Raw genomic sequence first — 21,253 nt, 5'->3', positions numbered from 1 at the left:
AGCTTGGAATTTGCTCGGTTGATCTTAGTGTAATAAGTCTATAAAATAATAGTTAGAGTACTAATTATTAGAGGTAGAATTAAATGCAAGGCGAAACCAGTTCATGTGACAGTCCCAGTTATCTGCAACAATTAACAACACGTTCAGTTGAAATAGCGAAACATACAGTGGGATTAATATGTTTATGGTTAATTCTTAGTACTTATATTTTTTATCCGCTAACTAAAATAAATAAAGCTGGTAAATAATGGAATATACCTATATTTCATTAGGGGTTTATTTTGTACTCATGTTAGCTATCGGTATCTACGCCGCAAAAACATCCACAGCTAATCTTTCTGAATATATGCTTGGCGGCCGCCAAGTTAGCCCTCAAGTGACCGCATTATCTGCTGGTGCATCTGATATGAGTGGTTGGATGCTAATGGGATTACCCGGTGCCATTTTTGTTTCAGGGTTTGATACTATTTGGGTTGCACTAGGCTTAGTGATTGGCGCATGGGCTAACTATAAACTTGTGGCGCCTAAGCTGCGTTTGTACACCGAAAAAACCAATGACTCGTTAACCTTGCCAGATTTTTTTGGTAAACGATTTGATAAAGAAAATGGTGTTATTCGCCTCATTTCAGCTGTAGTCATCATCATATTTTTCACTTTATACACCTCAGCAGGTCTTGTTGGCGGTGGTAAGTTATTTGAAACCGCGTTTGCAATGAACTATCAAACTGGCGTTGTTATTACCATGCTAGTGGTGGTGGCTTATACCTTGATGGGCGGCTTTTTAGCCGTAAGCATGACAGACTTTGTCCAAGGTGTGATTATGTTTATTGCCCTTATTTTAGTGCCTGTTGTGGCGTTCACGCATTTTGATAGTCCATCAAGTATGATGAATTATTCACTTGAGACGATTCCTTCTTTTAGTGAAAGCTTATCTGGTTTAACTCTGGTATCGCTGCTATCTAGCTTGGCATGGGGACTGGGCTATTTTGGTCAACCGCATATTATTGTTCGATTTATGGCGATAGACTCTGTTAAAAATATCAAAACAGCTCGCCGGATTGGTATGAGCTGGATGACAGTGACCATTATTGGCGCTTTAGCGACGGGTTTAACGGGGGTGGCTTATACGCGTAAATTTGAAGTCACGCTTGCCGATCCTGAAACTATCTTTATTTTCTTTTCTGAAGTGTTATTTCATCCTTTAATTGGCGGTTTTTTATTAGCGGCAATTCTAGCGGCGGTAATGAGTACCATTTCTTCACAATTGCTAGTGTCTTCAAGTTCACTGACAGAAGATATCTATCGTGCTTACAGCAAAAAAGCAGTATCTGATAAAACAGCGGTGAATATTGGCCGACTTTGCGTATTTGGTGTAGCTGTTGTGGCATCTTTTATCGCAATGAACCCATCGAGTAGTATTTTATCTATTGTCAGTAATGCTTGGGCAGGCTTCGGCGCGGCATTTGGTCCGCTGATTTTATTTAGTTTGTTATGGCAAAAGGTGACTTATGAAGGGGCCTTAGCCGGCATAATTACTGGTACTGTGACGGTATTATTTTGGATTTTTGCACCTGTATTAGCTAATGGTGAAACCTTAAGCAGTGTAGTGTATGAAATGCTGCCGGGCTTTTTCATCAGTGCAGTATCGATTTGGTTAGTGAGTTTAATAACCAAAGCGCCATCTGCTGAGATCCAAAAAACATTTAAAGATGTTAATCATCAATTAATTCAACAATTATCATAAGGTCTACTCATGTCTATTAAATCCAATCAACGATTGGTGATAAAGGTGGGTAGTGCGTTAATTGCCCCTGAAAACAACGGTTGTAGTTCGCATCACCTGCTGAGTATTGCGCAATTTATACTTCGTTGTCGTAAGCAGGGAAAGCAAGTTATTTTGGTTTCTTCGGGTTCAGTTGCTGCTGGTCGTCAATGGATTGATATTAAATCACCGTCAATTGCCCTAAAAAAGGCCATGGCAGCAGCCGGACAAACCAATATGATGGCAGTTTGGGATAAGTTATTTGACTTTCCCACTGCGCAAATTCTTCTGACCCATGCTGATTTATGTAATAAAGAACGCTATGCCAGTATTAAAGAAACCATAGAATCCTTATTGGAGCATGGGGTATTACCTATCGTAAATGAAAACGATACGGTGACCTCTGAAGAGTTAAAAGTTGGCGATAACGATAATCTCGCCGCTATGGTTGCGGCATCAACAGGGGCAGATGGCTTAATCCTTTGTACTGACGTTGATGGATTGTTTGATAAAAACCCCCAGCAACATGCTGATGCTAAATTGATTAAAACCATTGATGTTATTGACGAGTCTATTTATCAAATGGCAGGCGGTGCAACCAGCTCAATGGGCACTGGCGGCATGCAAACCAAAATAGAGGCGGCTGAAAAAGCGGTTGCTCATGGCATTGATACTTATGTAGTTAATGGCTTTAATCATCAAACTTTTAGCGCCTTGCTGCAAGATGAAAACCCAGGCTCGCATTTTGTGTCTTGTAAAACCCCGATGTCACCAGAGCAGCATTGGATGACTCATACTGTCCGCGAGCGAGGTGAGGTGGTGATTGAAGATCAACATGCAGCGATTAGTCAGCATGATGATGTGATCACCAGTGCTAGCATTCTTTCGGTAAAAGGCGAGTTTGCAGTGGGTGATACTATTTTAATCCGCACTGATGATGGCTCACAAGTGGCAAAGGCCACATCTAATTACAGCAGTTGTTTGCTTAACTATCTCACTCAACAAGCTAACACGAGTGAAAATGTAGCTAGCCAACCACAAAACAACTCAATCATTTCACCGATAAATCTCGCCGTTTTGGAGAGAACATGAGTTTAATCTTAATATTATCAGCCAATGTATATCACGCCGCTAGGGCACTATTGTAATTGATGCAGTTGATGCAACTAAGTAACTGACTTAAATTACAAAAATAGCCTTTCTCGTTTGATTGTTGTAATAGATCCTATCGGGTTAAAGGGCTATTAATCACTTACTTTAAGTGGGTTGTTGCCTGTGTGTTTTTAACTTATTGACTCTTTCTCCATACTCACTTTCTTAGCACTTCTCTATCTGTTAATTATATGCACTTACCAATGGCTTATTCGCATCTAATTTATTGTCATAGTCTATGATTAAGGAACGACTCAAGGGAAAACTGAGGAAGTTACCATGGAAATGACACTGCGTTTTTTAGGGGCAACTCAAGAGGTAACAGGTTCCTGTCATTTATTAACTATCGACGGTAAACAAGTGTTGTTAGATTGCGGTTTAATTCAAGGTGGCAGGGCGGTTGAACTGCGAAATCATGAGCCGTTTGCTTTTGAGGCAAGCACTATCGATGCGGTGGTCTTAAGTCATGCCCATATTGATCATTCCGGCCGTTTGCCTTTATTAGCAAAGTTAGGTTTTGATGGCCCTATTTATACCAATAAAGCCACTGCTGAACTGTGCACTGTAATGCTAAAAGATGCCGCCATGCTGCAGCAGCGCGATAATGAACGGCTGAATAAGAAGCGTAAGAAACAACAGCTCGAACCAATCTCCGCTTTATTTGATCAACAAGATGTTGATAAGGCGATATCGCAGTTCGTGCCGCTCGATTACCAAGTCGAAAACCCAATCGTGCCACATGTTAGTGTAAGACTGTTTGATGCTGGGCATATTTTAGGCTCGGCTATTGTTTCGTTACAACTAGGTGAGGGCAGTCAGCAGAAAACCATAGTCTTTAGTGGTGACCTTGGCCGCGCAGGCATGCCGATTCTACGAGACCCTACCTTAATTGATAATGCTGATTTAGTCTTAATGGAAAGTACTTATGGTAACCGTTTACACCGTAGTTGGGATGAAACCATTGCTGAGTTAAAACAAATTTTTGCCAAAGCGATAACCGAAAGTCGCGGCAATATATTGCTACCAGCATTTTCGGTGGGGCGAGCACAAGAATTGCTGTATTTATTTCATTTGTATGCCAAAGAGTGGGATTTGTCTCGTTGGAAAATTTGCTTAGATAGCCCGATGGCTATTGAGGCGACCCGAGTGTATATCAATAATTACCCGTTAATGGATGAAGACTTTAAACGCTTTACCCGCATGCATCCAGGTGAGCACCCATTGTTATCTAATGTTGAGTTTACCCAAAGCACCGATGAGTCAATGCTGCTGAACGAAGTACATCAGGGGCTGATTATCATTGCTGGTAGTGGAATGTGTAACGGCGGGCGAATTCGTTGTCATTTCGAACATAATTTATGGCGCCCAGAATGTGATGTCATTATCTGTGGTTATCAAGCAGAAGGCACGCCGGGCAGAGCGCTGGTAGATGGTCAGCCTGAACTGACAATTCGCGGGAAATCGGTTAAAGTTGCTGCTAAGTTGCATACCATAGGCGGCTTGTCTGCCCATGCCGATCAAGCTGAATTACTGCGCTGGTATCGTCATTTTAATCATCAACCACCATTGATATTAGTCCACGGTGAAACCACGGCGCAGCAAGGGTTAGTGGATGCAATACAGCAAGATAAATCATCTGCCCCCCAAGCGCTTGCGATAGCAGCCCATGGCGATAAACTGGATTTAAATGGCCTACCACAACTGGTTTGGTGTTGAATGGCGTTATCCAGCGGTGCTGTAATTGAGCAATGCTGTCATTGAGCAATAGTGTTTTGTGCTGACGTTGACTGCGAATGCACATTAATACATATGTTCATTACAGCCTTTCCCAATGACAAATTATCATTGTTGTTGCTTATGTCATTGCCACATGGATGATTATCAAGACTATAATGTCGCTATCCACTTTATCTGCGAAGCTCACTTGTGAAACATTGGTTTTTTTCAAAACAAACATTGCCGTTTATATTGTCATTGCTCTTTATTGGGCTAATGACCACCATTGCTATTATCTACAGTAAAAATAATTTCGTGGTTGACTCCAACCTAGATCGTCTCGTTCAACAAAATGCCCCATGGAAGGACAACTTAACTAAGACGGTAAATGAATTTGGCGCCTCTGAAAATGGTCTGGTCATTGTGGTTTCTGGTGACAATCATCAGCAAGTACAAACTATGACTGAAGCGCTACAAGCAGACTTTTCTGCACAGCCCTTATTTAACGACGTATTTGCGCCAGCAACCTTGCCATGGCTTAAGCAGCAAGCCTTGTGGTTATTACCCGAGCAAGACTTTATTGATTTTAATGCCAATGTTGCCAGCATAATGCCAAAACTTCAGGCGGTCATGTCAGTTGAAGCTAATGGCACTACTGGGCAAAATGATGCTGGGATACAATTATTAGCACAATTAAATCATGCTATTGAAACTGATGACATTAAAGCCGCGAAGCTGTTAATTAACGTATTAAACCAACTGGCGGCAAAGCAGGGCAGTGTTGACTGGTTTGAGGTATTGATGCCACCAAGTCGTGGTACTATTTATCAAATTATCACCTTAAATGCACAGCCTCAAAACGATCAAAAACAGCCGAATAAATATATCATCGAAACCGCACAAAATATTATCCATCAATACAGTGATAATGACGCAGTGCAAATTCGCATTACTGGTCAGACGGCGTTGGACTATGATGAAATCAGTGACGCCAATAATAGCGTAACCTTAGCGGGGACCATGTCGCTGATAGGCTTGATTGTAGTATTGGGATTTGGTATTCGCTCTTTGCGCATAATCGTTGCCAGCTATGTGGCCGTGATTATTGGGTTGGTGTGGACGCTCGCACTTGGATTATTTTTGGTTGGTTCATACAACAGCATTTCCATTGTATTTTTGGTGATGTTTATTGGTTTAGGTGTCGATTTTGCGATTCATTTTTGTCTGCGATTACGAGAAGAGCAAGCACTACAGCCTACCAATTATGCCAGCTTGATTGCGGCAATTCGCGGCACTTTTACGCCACTTAGTTTGTGCGCATTAACCTCTGCCATAGGGTTTCTTGGCTTTTATCCTACAGCTTATACCGGGCTTGCTGAATTAGGGGTTATTTCAGCGGCGGGGATGGCAATGGGGTTGCTGGCAACCTTTATCGTTATTCCGACTTTTTTCTTTATTTGTGGCTATCCTCGAGCGCATGGTTTTAAGGCTAACATAGCGACTGAAGAGGGTGATACTCAGTTCCAATATGCCAGCGACGATGATTTCTGGTTGCCTAAACATCACAAAATGGTAGTTTTTTTGGCCGTGATAGCCTTAGCTATTTCTGGCTATGGTGCCAGTAAAATGGAATTTGATTTCTCGACTTTGGTATTAAAATCGGTGAAGTCTGAATCGGTTAGAACCCTTGAAGAAATTCAACAACAAGGCTTAACCTCAAGCTATCAAATGATGATGCTAGCGACATCACGACAACAAGCGGCCAAGTGGCAATCACAATTGTCTGGTTTAGCTGAAGTGAGCAATGTGATTTCAATCAACTCTTTTTTAGCCACTGATCGCGCGTCCAAACAGGCAGCATTGTTGCAAACATTAGCAGCCGCCAATGCGCCAATAGAGTCATTAGATAGCCTTGCAAGCTTGCAACAAAACCTAGTCAGAGCTGATTATGCCCAAGGCGTGATTGCGCAACGTACCTTAGATTGGCTTAAAAATAATGATGAATTCACCCTTGTGAGTCAAATTAATCAACATGCATTGGCGCCATTACAAGTTATGCAGCAAAGTTTAACTCAGTTATTGCAAGCTCCAATTCCAAGCTATGATGATATTCCTACGGTGTTAGCTCAGCGATATAAAAACGAGCAATATTTATTAGTGGTGGCTTACCCTGCTGGCGATATGCGTGATGTGAAACAGCTGGATAGATTTATTAAGCTTGTACAAGACGTAGCGCCCAATGCAACCGGAAGACCTGTAGCCGAGCAGCAAGTGGGTAATATTATTATTAACGCATTTTTGCAGGCAATCACTTATTCACTATTACTGATAGCCGTCATTTTGTTGCTAGCGCTAAAACATAAGCGCGATGTTATTTTGACTTTTATACCGCTGTTATTAACCACCTTATCAACTATGGCTGTTGCCCATTGGAGTGGACAGGCGCTAAATATGGCCAACATCATTGTCATTCCATTGATATTTGGCTTGGGGGTCGATAATGGTATTCACATCGTTGAGCGCTTTCGGGCGGTGGGATCTGCGAGGGCCTTTTATCAATCATCAACCCCAAGAGCGGCAGTACTAAGTTCACTAACCACAATGGCGACCTTTGGTTCTTTGTTACTGGCCGATCACCGAGGTATGTATAGCATTGGTTTTTTACTCACCATCGCCATCGGCTTTCTACTTTTCTACAGTTTAACGGTATTACCCGCTTTATTGTTTAGTGTGAAAAAGATGCAGCCCGGCTATTCGTTAAAATAAGCTTATTATGGTCTTTGCTTAAATTTTTATTATTTAAAAATGCTGATAGGGACATTGGCTTGTTTAATCCTGATGCAAATCTTAAGCGATACTCAATAATAGCTAGCACTTAAGCTAAAAACGTAAGCAAGCCATTTTCATCGCCAATATTTTACTGTCGAATTTCTACATATCACCAGCGTGTTTTTTACATGTTACTTTTGCGCTTTATAAATAACCTCTGTGCCTAAATTGCAAATTTGTAATACAAAAGGCTACTATTCCTAACAGTGCTGATAATAGGTTGGTAACAACTTGTGGCGCCTTTGCTTACATCTCAAGGGGTTTACGCTCTTATGTTGAACGAATGTGTAACATTCGCAAGCAAATAGGCGGTAAATTAGCGAGTTTTTGCTGTGGTTTATATCATTTTGATCTAGATCTCAATTTACAAACCTGTGCTATTTTACAATATTGTATTACTTATTAAGGCTGTTAATTGAATTTATACTGGGTACATGAGTGGCTTTTTAATTCGATGTATCATAGCTATGATGTGAGGGTTTATTGTAATGACTGCTAAAAATCTGCTTTTGTGTGGCTGTGTCGCTCTGTTTACTTGCTCTACCGTTTCTGCTGCATCATTTAACGTTCGTCAAGAATTTCGAGCTGAGTCTGGTGAGTCGACTCGGGTCAAAATAGGTAGCAGTATTGGTAATTTTAATTATAGTGGCGAGTTAAAATTTAAGCCTGTAGATGGTTCTGATAGGAAGTCTAGCCAAAATAATGGTTGGGAGTTAGGTTTAGATTATCGCTTTAAAATTAACGATAACTGGACCATAGTGCCAGGGATGCCCATTGAGGCCCGTGAAAAAGGAATGACCTATAAACCGCAAATTCGAGTAAACTATGCCGTTGACAGCATTCAAGGTTTAACCATTACAGCTCGTTATCGTCATGACTTTTATAGAAATAATTCCGATGTTGATAAGCAGCGTCATCGATTGACCACAGGTTTTGGTTATACCACTCACGATTGGAAATTTGGTTTTGAAGCTGATTTATATAAGGCCGTTGATTACAATATTTATGACAATGGTGATACCAATTATGAGTTGAATCTAACCGTAGCTCGTAAGATAGGCCAGTGGACACCTTATGTTGAATTTGGTGATATTAATGTCAGTAATGATAGCCCTGATCGTGAGCTACGTACTCGAATAGGGTTAACTTATAGTTATTAAGATATAATAATTTCATCCAGCGTTAGTGGTCATTTAGTTTTATCAATATATTCACTAAGCTTAGGAATGAAGGTTTATCTGCAAAGGTAAGCTTTCTGCAAACTGATATCGCTTTAGATAGTTATTGAAAAGTTAATTCCTATCACGACAGATAATTATTCTGATTAACCTTTAAAACTGAATCAGTTAAAAAGGGCGGTTAATGCTACTGGTGTTGATGACGTATCAGGTTGTGAAAATCGAGCTTCAAATTTATCGATAGTTTCAGGTTTGCCACACAAATATCCTTGATAGTGACTGCAGCCTTCTTTTGATAAAATCTGTCGCTGTGATTCATCTTCTACCCCCTCAGCTATCACGGTTAAACCCAAATTATGTGCCATTGCTATGATGGTGCGGACAATTTCTTGATCGCACTTATCTTCAATCAAACCATCGACAAAAGATTTATCTATTTTAAGTTGGAAAAGAGGTAATTTTTTCAAATATTGTAAAGATGAGTAGCCGGTTCCAAAGTCATCCAGTGAAAACTGAATGCCTAATGCAGCAATTTGGTTCATTTTTACTATGGTTTTATCGATATCATTTAATAGAATTGATTCGGTTAATTCTAGCTTCAGTAATTCAGGGCGAACCTTATGGTATGTTAATGCGGATTTTATTGTTGCGACAAAATTGTCTTGGAGAAATTGTCTCGCACTGACATTGATCGCTAAGGTGAGTGATTCAGTTGAGCTATTTTGCTGCCATAATTGCAGTTGTGCACAGGCGGCGTCTAATACCCAATGACCAATTGAAATAATCGAACCATTTTGCTCTGCAACGGGAATAAACTCTACCGGAGGAACAAGACTCCTGTTGGGGTGATTCCAGCGCAATAGCGCTTCAGCACCTAATGGATTGTTATGCTTGTCTACTTGAACTTGGTAATAAAGTTCAAATTGTTTATTTTCAATAGCATGATTTAATTCTGCTTCTAGCGCGACGCGATTAGAGATATTGGCTTGCATTTGGGGGTCAAAAAATCGCATTGAATTGCGGCCATCGTCTTTAGCTTTATACAAGGCGATATCGGCTTGTTTCAGTAATTCATCAACGGAGGTATTTTTGTTTTTAACTAAAGTAATACCAATACTGGTGCTAATGGAATAATCATGGCCATTTAGTTGATAGGGTAAATTAATTGAGGCGAGTATTTTTTTGGCAATATCTTTGCTTTGCGTGGCAGCTATAGTGGATTTACCACTTAATGCTTCAATTAAAATTACGAATTCATCGCCGCCAAAACGAGATACTGTATCGCTTTCTCTAATGCACTGTACCAGCCGTTTTGCCACTTTTTTTAGGAGTATGTCTCCCATATCATGGCCTAAGGTATCATTGAGGGTTTTGAAATTATCAAGGTCTAAAAACAGTAATGCCCCTTTTTGGTTATGACGGCTGTTTGTTAATAAAGAATGATTGAGGCGGTCCATAAGTAAACGACGGTTTGGCAGTCGAGTTAATGGGTCAAAATAAGCTAAATCGGCAATTTTTTTCTCAGCTTGTTTATTAAGGGTGATATCACAGATGGTGCCGACATAATTGGTAATGACAGAATTATTATCAGTGACCGCAGTGATAGTGAGCTTTTGTGGGTAGATATCGCCATTTTTTTTCTTATCCCAAACTTCACCCTCCCAATAACCGTGCTCTTTGATTATTTTCCACATCTGTAGGTAAAACGGCTTTTTGTGTTTGCCGGAAGATAAAATACTCGGATTTTGACCAAGGACCTCATCGGCATCATATCCGGTAATCCTAGAAAAGGCGCGATTTACGCGTAATATTTTGTTATTGGTATCAGTGACCAGCATGCCTTCTTGGGTTTCAAAAGCGGTTGCAGCAATCCGCAAATCTTCATGCGTTTTTCTCAGGCTACTATCACGGTTAAATAAGTTTCTTAGGACCATTGAGGCTGTAATGCAGCCTGACAAAATCGTAAATAGTGAAAATGCAGTAAATAGGATCCACAATGTAGTATGTGACTTTTCACTTCTTTGTTGAGCCTGTATTACTAAATTAGCCGCTTTGTTTGAAGAGTAGTCAACGATATAGTCCATTCTATTCATTAAAGCTTGATACAAGGGGGTAGCCTGATTTTTTATCAGTTTTTCAGCATTTGTAATGTCATGGTTTATAAGCAATTCAATAATATCTTGTTGAATGCGCTGAAGCTGTAAAGTAAATGAAATTGCCTCAGTGACTTTGGTCATATCACCTAAAAAATTTGTTTGGATGATGTTTAAATTATCAGCCAATGTAGTTTGTATTTTGTCGGTCTCAACAACAAAGGTGTCACGCCTAATATTACTTTGGTCAATGAGGCCATAGAGTAGCTGGTTTCTTAGGGTTGTAATTGATTGTCGTGAAATACGCGCAGCGGCGTTGACTTGAAAAGGGTGTTGGTAGATTTTATTGGTTTGAGAAGTAAAGTCATGTATCTCATTGTTTAATTGAAATGCGAATGACAGCAAACCGGCAAAAACAAAGGTATATCCTGACAATGTAATCAATAAAAGTTTGGCATAAGGCCTTAAAAATTGTCCTAATGACATAAAGCATCCCGAATCCATTCATAAGCTTATAATAAACTATAGTCGCAACTACCTCATTATGCGGGTAATTCACCAATAATATTTAAAAAACTCGAGCTAGCGCTCATTTGCATTTCAAAATCGCTTATATTTTCCTAAACCAGTGATGAAAAACTTAATCTAAATGAGCTTTATGCCATTAGTTATACTTTTTATGTCCAACTATTCTGTTAAATCACAAATAATAACCACTAGGAAATATTGCTTATTTCTATGCTGGCGACTTGGTTTCTTCCATTCGATTTAGCAAGATACAGTTGCTTATCAGCAAGTTCCAATAACATACCTTGCTGCATTTCCTTATGAGGTACAACGGTAGCTACGCCTGCACTGATGGTGATGTAGTCTGATACATTTGAAAAGCCGTGTTCGATTTTTAGGGCGTTGATGTTATCGACAATTGATTTGGCTTTATGTTCAGCGCCACAAAAATCAGTTTGTGGCAAAATACACACAAATTCTTCACCGCCGTAACGTGCCACTAAATCACAAGGACGTTTCAGTGTCTGTTGTATTGTTTTGGCAACCTGGGCTAGGCAGTTATCTCCTTGCTGGTGGCCATAGTTATCGTTGTATTGCTTAAAGACATCAATATCTAACAGGATGATGGAAATAGGCTCTTTTTCACGAACACAATGGCGCCAATTTGCGGCAAAACGCTGGTCAAACTGGCGTCTGTTAGCGACACCCGTTAACGCATCGTACATGGCAAAAGAGCGCAATAAATCCGATTGCTGTTTGAGCCTCAATTGATTTTTAACTCGGGTTTTGGTGATGATGGGGTTAATAGGTTTATGAATAAAATCTACTGCGCCAAGTTGAAGTCCTTTTACCTCAGTGGCTTCTTCAAAATGAGCTGTAATAAATATAACGGCGATATTGGCCGTGAGTGGATTCGCTTTGAGTTGTTTGCATACTTCAAAACCATTTACTGTCGGCATTTCTATATCAAGTAATACCATATCTGGTTGTAAACCCATGCATACATCGATGACTTGATCGCCATCGGTCGCCATGAAAATATCATAGTCTTCTTGCAATAATTTTTTAATTATTTTGACATTAACAATTTGGTCATCGACCACCAAAATTTTGCCTTTAACGTCATGTTGGGACACAATGAGGTCTGAAATTTCCATTTATAACCCTTCTATAATCCCATTTACGCGAACTAATTAGGGCTGCTAACACAGCGCTACTGTTAGTCGAGTAAATGCTGATTTTCTATTAGTTTAATAAGCTCAATCCTTGCTCTACTAAATTAATATTAGCAAACATCCTTTAAAAAGCATCAGCGTTAGTTATGTTTCGGCGAAATAGCGGTTTTAACTAATCCCATAGGAAGCGTGATGGTTTAGTTTTACCGAGTGGTTAGACTGTTGTTAGCTCTTTATTGATTAGTTCAACTGTGGTGACTTCACATTAGGTATCTCGAGATAGCGGTAATATCAGTAGCGATACTTTTTAGAACTTAAAGTGAGATAAAAATCCTATTTTTGAAATTATATGGGGTATTAAAAGCTTAATCCAATGGAGGAAATGCTTATCAATCAGTGAACGTTTTTGTACAGCTCAATAGACAGAAAAACATCTAAATCACCTTTAACTAGCAGGCAAAGTAGCAGAAAGTGGAAGATCAATTTGTCAGTGGCATTATTGCTTGGTAACAGTGGCAGTAATTGTGGTTATTGCTCTATTAAATGAACCTAATGATGGTTAAATGAATAGGTTCATTTCGCATATTTTCTATTTAGCTTTTATTTATGAGCATTTAAGCACTTAATTTAGCTAGAAATTAATTTAACCTGTTTAAGCATTTAGTCATGGTTTTCAAAATGAGTCGCTTGCATAAAATGACGCTCTACCGCAGCTTGGTAGGGCGCATCTATGCCTACGTAAGCGGGACCAAAAGCCTGTAAGCCTTTTTCGGTGACAAACTCTTTTGGTGCTGGCAGTACTATAACGGCAACATTGACGCCATAACTGACATTGGGGTTAGTGATAGGGCTATTGCTATCCATGTCTAGGCAGCAAATTAAATCAGGAATAGTGACATCAACAACGCCATTTAAGCGACTGACTAAATTCTCATTTTTTACTTCAATATGGTAACGGTCATTGAGATGTTGGCCTGTGCCTTCAATAAATATGTCTCCAAGAGTGAAACCGTCTTGGGTTTTAAATTGATATTTGGCAATCGAGCCTCTAAAGGCCACATAGCCACCACCATGGCTGGCAATGGCATCGGCGATATCTTGGTTGTTTTCTTTGGCTAACCGGTAGGCTTTACCTATTTCAAGTGACTTAGATATGGTGCCTTTAATCACCGCATCTTTAACCTGCTCTATGGGCATCGCATGATCGATAGCAGCAATGTCGTTACGGCTTATCATCGATAAGGCTCTTACCACGTTTTCGGCGCGTAAATCATCAATAACATTTTCACAAATAAAGCATTCGCCAAACTCGTTGGCGGTGACAATGGGCGCAGCAGGGATGTTATTGAAATAGTAGGTTGAATGGGTTATTTCAGGTACCGCACGACCTGCCACATCGGCATCAATAATATAGCCATTAGCCATGGCGGCCACGTAAAACGAAATAGCGGTATTTGAGCCGCCTAATTCACAGCAAATGGTGCCATAAAACTCATCGCCAGTGTATTTTTCTAACCGTCTAAATGCGGTCATAATCGATGAGCTGCTGCTTTTAGGTAAGCGGGTATATTGCTGTTCTTCTTCAGGTGTCATTGGTGATAATGCCCCTAGCATATAGGGGGTGCAAATCTTTTTGCCCTGGGGCACATCATCAACACTAACAAGCTTAAATGTCTTACCTTCAGCCAGTGCTTTATCAATATAGTAAAAGCCTTCATCTAGCTCACCGCCACCGCCTGTGCCTAATATAGCGCAGCCGTGCAAGATATCTGATAGGTCAACTCTTGTTAGTGTTTTCATAAATAATAGCTCTTAAACTTAAACTTTTTATGGTGTTGATCTTATGCCAACGCTGCAAAATTTGTGTTCCATTTGTGCCGCGAAGCAAAAACATTCCTATGTATTTACTGGCTTAAGCAATGGATTTTTTTGCAAAAGCTTGCATCAATAAATAGTAGGTTGGCGCGGTGACTAAAATGGCGTCGCATACTTCAATACCTGTGATGGTGATTAGGCCATGATTGGTCAGCATTGAGGTTGCAATTCCCACAGCCCAGGCGATAACGGCAAGGTAATTAACCGCCGCAACTTGGCTTAATTCACTTAACAGGTAAGATTGTTTATTACGTACGATGAAAAAATCCACCACATAAATCGCCGCAACAGGGGTGAAGATAATCGATAGGCTAAATAAGAAGTCAGTAAAATTAGCCAGTAAATTAAATGAAGCGATAATCGTGCCTAATACGCCTGAAACCACGATGATTTTCCATTCTTTCCAGCTAATATTTATGGCGTTAAAACCCAGCGCGGCGCTGTATAAATTGACCACGTTGGTGACCCAGCTCGACATGATGAGCAAGATAAACGCTAAAGTGCCAATGCCTAATGTGAGCATGACAGCCAGAATATCACTTTGTTGCACCGCAATACCTGCCATGGCTGCAGCGATATAAACGAAGCTGTTGAGTACTAAAAATGGCAGAAATGAAGCGATAATGGTGTCATTGGTGGTTTTTGCAAACCGGCTAAAGTCAGGCATTAATACCACGCTGACAATAAAACTGCCGACAACGGCTGATACCGCTTCACCAAAGGTGAGTTCAATGCTGTTAAACTGAGTAACTGCATCTGGGGCGATGACATAACCGACACTTTTATAGAGCATATAAGCCACTAACATAAATAGAATCGGCACGAATAAACTGGACAGCTTTTCAATCAGCTTAAAGCCCCAAATAGTGGTGAGGGTAATTAACATTCCGGCTGATACTTCTAATAGCCACAATGGCACTGTCACAGTAAATAACTGTTGAAACAGGGCTTGAGAGACTTCGCTAAACAGATTGATGTTAACCCCATACCAACCCAGTAAAGATAATACAAACGCAAGGCTGAGCAGGTTTGCTCCTTTGCGGCCAAAGACAAATTTCATGGTCATGCATGAGGTTAGGCGGTTGTGCATGCCAACTAAGCCAGTGACAGTGCCAAGTACTGACAAAATAATGCCGCCAATAATAAAGGCGTAAATACTTTGGCTAAGGCCTAACGCGCCGCCAAGCTCAAGCCCGGTGATTAGACCCGGCACGGCAAATGCCAATCCACCGTTTATCATGCCAATGCGCACGCCGCCGACGGTTTTATCTTGCGGCACGGGGCGAGTGGCATAATCATCAAATAGATCATTGTTTGCACTATTTTTAGAGCTATATTCAGAGCTATATTCAGAGCTTGGCTTAGGGCTGTGTTCTTGGTTGTTTCTTGCGCAGTATTCAGCGCTAGGTGTCAGACGGTTAGGCATAAGTTCTACTTGTAAAAATAGGCCCCTAATCTAGAGGCCTGTATGGGAGTGAGGATGTCTTGCCTTAGAAATTATAAATCGCTTCGATACCATATGTTCTCGGTTTATTAGGCATGCGGGCTAAATCGGTTACGCCATCACCATAAAAGAAGATATCTTCAATGGTGCGCTCGTCAGTTAAGTTATTGACATATAGCTGCACTGTCCAATCGTCAGACTTCAAACCGACCCCAGCATTAATTGAGGTGAAGGTTGACGAAGTAACATGTGGGATTTCAATATCAAAATATTGTGGCCCTTGCACCTGAATATCAGCTCGAGATACCAGTGACCAGTTTGAGCTAATAGGGAAATAATGATCTGCAGATAAACTATAAGTATATTCTGGCACCCATACTTGTGATTCACCTTCAAGCTCAGGTCTATCTGTAAACTCTTTTATTTCTGAGTCAATATAACCTGCATTAAAACGTACATTGAGGTTTTCTGTCGCAGCCCAGCCTAATTCGATTTCAGCGCCTTTAGTGAGCACGTCATCAATGGCGAGGTTTTCAAGGGTAAAGCTGTCGACATTAAATTGGGTAATTTGTGCATCAGATTGGGAGATGACAAATAACGCACCGTTTAAGGTCAGTTTATTTGAGAATAGGGTGGTTTTAAAACCCGCTTCGTAGCTGTCAGACACTTCCTGATTGTAAACACGGTTTATACCTTCTGCGGGCTCGTTAAAGCCTCCACTTCTAAAACCTTTTGAGTAGCCAGTATAAAGCAGCAACTCCTCATTCATTTGATAAGCTAAAGTCACCTTAGGTTGCCATTGGCTAAAGGTATCCTCTGCAAACGTATCAACAGGGAAGTTAGGGTCGTAAGACTCACGTTTGTCGCTATCAAAACGTAGCGCTGCCGTTAATTCTAACTTGTCAGTAATGTCGTAGTTAATTTGACCTGATAATGCCCAGGCTTTGCTGCTGTTTTTATCGGCGATGGTTAGATACATCATCTCATCGGTAAAATCGTCTCTGTCTAGCGGCACATCGCCTAAGAAGTCGTCAAAGAAGTTAATGGTGTTGTCACGTTTCTTGTCTTGATAGAAAGCTGACACTGCCCATCTTAAATCCTGATCACTTTGAGAAGTAAAGCGTGATTCAACCGTCAGTGATTTCACATCAAATAAGCCTTCAGTGCCAAAAGGGGCACGGAAAAAATCATCTTCATCAATAAAGGTCGGGTCGGCGGAGTAATCGCCATCGTAAAAGTGTTTGTTTTCAGAGCTACTGTAAGCAGTGATAAAGTCAAAGGTACCTAAGTCATAATGCTGGGTAAGTTTGGCGCTGACTTCATATACATCACGTTGATCGTTATTACGGATGTTTTGCGAGGTGCCAATATCAAAGTCTTCCGCACTGTCTTCAGTGACGCCTTGATAATAAGCAAAGCCGGCATCGCTGGTGGTGTAACGGCCGCGCAGGTTTAAACTGGTGTCGTCAGTGAGATCAAATTCAAGCTGGGCAAACACTGAGTCTTCTGAAAAGTAATCTGCTGGCTCATCTAAAAACACGTTATCAATTAAGCCATCAGAGTTTTTGGTATAACCGCCAACACGGAAAAATGCACTGCTGTCATCATTAAGCGCGCCCGATACCACGCCATTTAAATTATAGGTATTGCCGTTACCGTATGAGCCTTTAATGGTGCCTTCTAACTCTTCGGTTGGTTTTTTTGTGGTGACAATCACTGCGCCGCCAATGGCGCCTTTACCGTAAAGTGCACCCTGTGCACCGCGCATGACTTCAATACGCTCAATGTCGACTAAATCTTGGTTAATAAATTCTAAATCGGGTGCGGTGACCCCATCAACCACAAAAGCCAGCGGCGCATCGCCCACTTGCGGGGTAATTAAGCCGCGGATAGTGATACGGGCAAGGCCTGGTCTGAAGTTGTCCAACTGGCTTAAATTAGGCGTGAGATCGGCAACATCTCTGAAATTTTCAATACGCTGGTTTTGGATCATATCAGCACTAAACGCGGTTACCGAGTCTGGTACATTCTGTAAGGTTTCTACACGGCCACGAGCACTAATCTCGATGCGCTCTATTCCGCTAGTGGCTTCAACAGTTTGTGGCTCATTGTTCTCAGCGTGGGCTGAACTAACAAGCGATAAACCCACCGCAGTGGCTAATATTGATTTTGCGAAAAAACGACGATTAGTATGACTCATATTTTGGCCCTCATAGGCTTCATTGCATAAATATGTAGTTATTATGCATTTGTGTGATCCGTTATAACCATTGTGGGACTTTGGCAGAAAATAATATTTTGTAATGCAGCAAAAATGCAGTAAAAATTTGTCGCTTTGAGAGGAAACACGGGACATTTTGCAAATTAATCATGGATAATCCACTATAGGTAGCGAAAACCATAGATAAAATAACACTAGGTTTCTGAAAATGAAAAAGAAAGTAAAGATTGATAGTTACAACAAAAAAATATTGGCGACCCTACATCTTGAGGGGGATTTGACCAATATTGAATTAGCTGAAAAAGTAAACCTTTCACCTAGTGCTTGTTTTCAGCGAGTTAAATCGTTAAAAGAAGCCGGCTATTTCAGAACCTTTCATGCGGATGTGAATTTAGAGCAGATTTGTGAGCACGTGATGGCCTATGTGGAGTTTACCTTAACCGATAACACAGCACCGTCGCGGCGACGCTTTGTTAGTGCTATTCAAGATATTCCAGAATTTATGGATTGCATGCAGCTTGCTGGTGATGTGGATTATATGTCGTTAAGTTGCTTTCCCAATATCAAAAAACTCAATGAGATCTGTACCGAGCTTTCAGACAGATCAGAGCTAAGTATCAAAAATATTAAGACCCGTATCGTACTTGAACGCAGTAAGTGGTTTTTAGGCTATCCGTTATCAAGTTTGAAGTGGTTAGATGATAATGGTCAAGATGTAGACCGTGGCGCTGAGTAAGCTTAATAGCTATGCAGTGTTTTTTGTTTGCTATATAAAACAGTGATAAAAGTATCATGGTTTTAATAAAGAAAAGGCCTGTATCGACAGGCCTTTTCGCTAATGAGGTTTTGGGCTTAGTTTACTTATCAAATCGATTTTGCAGGTAATCAAATACCGCACGAATACCAAAGGCTTCACCACCCACAGGGCGACCCGGTAATTTACGGTTATTCCATGCCATCACATCGAAGTGACTCCAGCTAATATCTTTATCAACAAAGGCCTCAAGATAAAGCGCTGCGGTAATTGCGCCGCCAAATGGAGTTTTGCCGCAGTTGGCTAAGTCAGCAATATCACTACAGGTTAAGTCATAATAAGGTTTATGCAGTGGCATGCGCCAAACTGGGTCGTCTACAGATAAACCCGATGCGGTAATATCGGCGGCCACTTGGTCATCGTTACTAAAGAACCCCGGCAGCTCGGTGCCTAAAGCAACTCGCATAGCCCCTGTTAAGGTGGCAAAATCAATCATTAGCTCAGGTTTGTCGTTATTGGCTTCAGCAAGGGCATCACACAATACTAAGCGGCCTTCGGCGTCAGTATTATCAATTTCAACGGTCAGCCCTTTGCGGGTAGTAATCACATCACCGGGTCTAAAGGCATTGGCTGACACGGCATTTTCAACTGCAGGAACCAGTACTCGTAGACGAATAGGTAAGTTGCTCGCCATAATCAATTGCGCTAAACCAATAACATGCGCTGCGCCGCCCATGTCTTTTTTCATAAAGCGCATGCCTGCGCCGGGTTTTAAATCAAGGCCACCAGAGTCAAAACACACACCTTTACCTACTAGGGTCACTTTAGGAGCTGATTCATCACCCCAAGTTAAGTCGATTAAGCGCGGAACATTTGCGCTGGCGCGGCCAACCATATGAATGGTCGGGTAGTTTTGCTCAAGTAGTTCATCACCGACAATTTGGTTGAGCTTAGCGCCAAATTCTGTCGCCATGGCGCTCATGGTCTCAGCTAAGTGTTGCGGCATCATATCGGCGGCGGGTGTGTTAACCAAGTCACGGACTAATGACACTGAGCGGATGAACTTATTAGCTTCATCAGCTTGCGCACTAGTCGGCACAATAAGCTGTGGAATTTGCTTGTCGCTTTTTTTGTAGCGATCGAACTGATACGCCCCTAAACCCCAACTAAATGCGGCGGTTTTTATCTGCTTGTCATCCGCGTTTAATTGGTATTGACCTGCGGGCAGTTGATTAACCAGATCGCCACACAGCCAATAAGAGTCATCTTGGTTACTCACAAAAATAACTTCAGCTAACTCACCTTCGGTATTAGGAATTAAGCTCATGCCTTTACCTGAAAACTGGGTGGTGGTGAGCCAGTTAGTAACATTTTTAGACTGCTTATCGCGCCACTGTGCAAATGTTTCGCTATTGAAAATAGACAGGGGAATGCCTGAAACACCTGAAATAATGATATTGCTCATAGTAGGACTCGTTGATTGCGATGAGTTTAAGGATATCCCTAAGAGTATCAGGCTGATTTGATTCTAGAAAGCATAGAGATGGTTTTAGTGTGCTTGTTTGCTGCAATAGATGACTATAGTGGAATGGCGCGACTGAAATAGGCGGTTATGAGCTGAGGTTACGACTACTTTTTGGCAAAGTTATTAGGATTGCTAAAAAATAACCGTGGTAGTTGCTTATTAGTTTAGCTACTGGCTATTGTCACTTATCAGTTAGGCTGTGGCTATTTGGGTTAACTGGTTTTGTTAATGGCGTTTTTTCGAGCATTGGCTTTGCGTTCGGACATATTATTGAATGAGCTTGGCAGCACGTCAACGCCTACCATTTTGCCGAGTTTTAATACCAAAGGAATAGTAATAGGGGCAAAAGGTAACACCGCGAAAACCCCTAAGCCCAAACCTTTGAGTAAGTCGGCAAATTGTTTATTGGCTTCGGCTAATTCATCCTTGTTGGCTTGCTTGCAGGTATAGCGTTTATAAGTCACCAGCATGGCTTTGGTTTCTTGCTTTTCTTGGGCTAAGGCCTGTTTTACCACCAACATATCCAGTTTTACACGTAGCCAAATGCGCCGTCTTCCAATACGGATAACGCGAATAGGGGCCTTGTGTAATAGCTGGTAGATACTCATGGGCGCGATTGTCGCATAGTGGCTGTAGTTAACCTATTTATTAAAGTGAATAGTTACATTTAGCTGATCTCGATGAGATCAGTGTAGTTGTTTTTAAGCATAATCTAATAATATAGACTGACTTTTTTAAAGATTATGCAAAAGTAGGCCAATTTAGCTGGCTTGACTTATCTTGTTTAAATGCGAGCTTATATTTAGCAGCCGCGGTTTTAACAGGACTAAAGCTGCGCATTTTAACTTTAGCGGGCTAATTTATGCTAAAGTAAGGCGCTTATCTTTTTTATCTTCTTCGGTAAATAGACAACCTCATCTTGTGCTATATGAGTTTTCAAAAGCGTTAGCAATGATTAATTCATTAAGTGCTCACACTGCTAGTTATATGAACTTCCCATAATTCTGTAGCTAAAACCTTCG

At 41.0% G+C, this 21,253-nt stretch carries 13 protein-coding genes; 6 read left to right on the top strand and 7 right to left on the bottom strand.

From position 1 onward, the window contains the following. Nucleotides 1-247: 247 nt before the first annotated feature. From putP to Q4591_RS03115, 5 genes are all read left to right on the top strand, one after another. Entirely contained in the window at nucleotides 248-1,744 is a 1,497-nt protein-coding gene (gene putP / locus Q4591_RS03135) for a sodium/proline symporter PutP (RefSeq protein ID WP_102476444.1), read from the top strand. Nucleotides 1,745-1,753: 9 nt separating this feature from the next. Next, nucleotides 1,754-2,854, top strand: a complete 1,101-nt coding sequence (gene proB / locus Q4591_RS03130; protein ID WP_102476443.1) for a glutamate 5-kinase — start codon at nucleotides 1,754-1,756, stop codon at nucleotides 2,852-2,854. Nucleotides 2,855-3,193: 339 nt separating this feature from the next. Next, a complete protein-coding gene (locus Q4591_RS03125; protein WP_102531591.1) occupies nucleotides 3,194-4,630 on the top strand; it encodes an MBL fold metallo-hydrolase RNA specificity domain-containing protein in 1,437 nt (478 codons plus the stop codon). Nucleotides 4,631-4,840: 210 nt separating this feature from the next. Beyond that, nucleotides 4,841-7,396, top strand: a complete 2,556-nt coding sequence (locus Q4591_RS03120; RefSeq protein ID WP_303459326.1) for an MMPL family transporter — start codon at nucleotides 4,841-4,843, stop codon at nucleotides 7,394-7,396. 551 nt (nucleotides 7,397-7,947) lie between these two features. Continuing rightward, on the top strand, nucleotides 7,948-8,619 hold the full coding sequence (locus Q4591_RS03115; protein WP_102437072.1) for an oligogalacturonate-specific porin KdgM family protein: 672 nt from the start codon (nucleotides 7,948-7,950) through the stop codon (nucleotides 8,617-8,619). 182 nt (nucleotides 8,620-8,801) lie between these two features. Here Q4591_RS03115 and Q4591_RS03110 read toward each other — a convergent pair whose 3' ends face one another. The 5 genes from Q4591_RS03110 to Q4591_RS03090 form a co-directional block, all read right to left on the bottom strand. Continuing rightward, nucleotides 8,802-11,216, bottom strand: a complete 2,415-nt coding sequence (locus tag Q4591_RS03110) for a bifunctional diguanylate cyclase/phosphodiesterase (protein ID WP_303459323.1) — start codon at nucleotides 11,214-11,216, stop codon at nucleotides 8,802-8,804. 230 nt (nucleotides 11,217-11,446) lie between these two features. After that, nucleotides 11,447-12,394, bottom strand: a complete 948-nt coding sequence (locus tag Q4591_RS03105) for a diguanylate cyclase (protein WP_102531588.1) — start codon at nucleotides 12,392-12,394, stop codon at nucleotides 11,447-11,449. Nucleotides 12,395-13,072: 678 nt separating this feature from the next. Further along, a complete protein-coding gene (locus tag Q4591_RS03100) occupies nucleotides 13,073-14,212 on the bottom strand; it encodes a DUF917 domain-containing protein (RefSeq protein WP_303459321.1) in 1,140 nt (379 codons plus the stop codon). Nucleotides 14,213-14,324: 112 nt separating this feature from the next. After that, nucleotides 14,325-15,713 carry a cytosine permease gene (locus Q4591_RS03095; protein WP_102476437.1) on the bottom strand — a complete coding sequence of 463 codons (1,389 nt, stop codon included), beginning with the start codon at nucleotides 15,711-15,713 and terminating at the stop codon, nucleotides 14,325-14,327. A gap of 64 nt (nucleotides 15,714-15,777) precedes the next feature. After that, the gene (locus Q4591_RS03090) at nucleotides 15,778-17,931 is read right to left on the bottom strand and encodes a TonB-dependent receptor (RefSeq protein ID WP_102437082.1); all 2,154 of its coding nucleotides are present in this window, start codon (nucleotides 17,929-17,931) and stop codon (nucleotides 15,778-15,780) included. A 229-nt stretch (nucleotides 17,932-18,160) separates the two neighbouring features. On the opposite strand from Q4591_RS03090, the gene Q4591_RS03085 reads away from it, so the two are divergent. Next, complete coding sequence (locus Q4591_RS03085) at nucleotides 18,161-18,688, top strand: Lrp/AsnC family transcriptional regulator (RefSeq protein WP_102437084.1); 528 nt, start codon at nucleotides 18,161-18,163, stop codon at nucleotides 18,686-18,688. Between the two features lie 121 nt (nucleotides 18,689-18,809). On the opposite strand, the gene Q4591_RS03080 is transcribed toward Q4591_RS03085, so the two are convergent. Beyond that, entirely contained in the window at nucleotides 18,810-20,171 is a 1,362-nt protein-coding gene (locus Q4591_RS03080; RefSeq protein ID WP_102531586.1) for a M17 family metallopeptidase, read from the bottom strand. A gap of 272 nt (nucleotides 20,172-20,443) precedes the next feature. Continuing rightward, the gene (locus Q4591_RS03075) at nucleotides 20,444-20,839 is read right to left on the bottom strand and encodes a hypothetical protein (RefSeq protein WP_102437087.1); all 396 of its coding nucleotides are present in this window, start codon (nucleotides 20,837-20,839) and stop codon (nucleotides 20,444-20,446) included. Nucleotides 20,840-21,253 lie beyond the last annotated feature (414 nt).

The organism is Shewanella sp. 3_MG-2023, from assembly GCF_030548765.1.
Taxonomy (GTDB): domain Bacteria; phylum Pseudomonadota; class Gammaproteobacteria; order Enterobacterales; family Shewanellaceae; genus Shewanella.
Note: the sequence above shows the minus strand (reverse complement) of the source record. Positions and strands in the feature narration are given on the sequence as shown.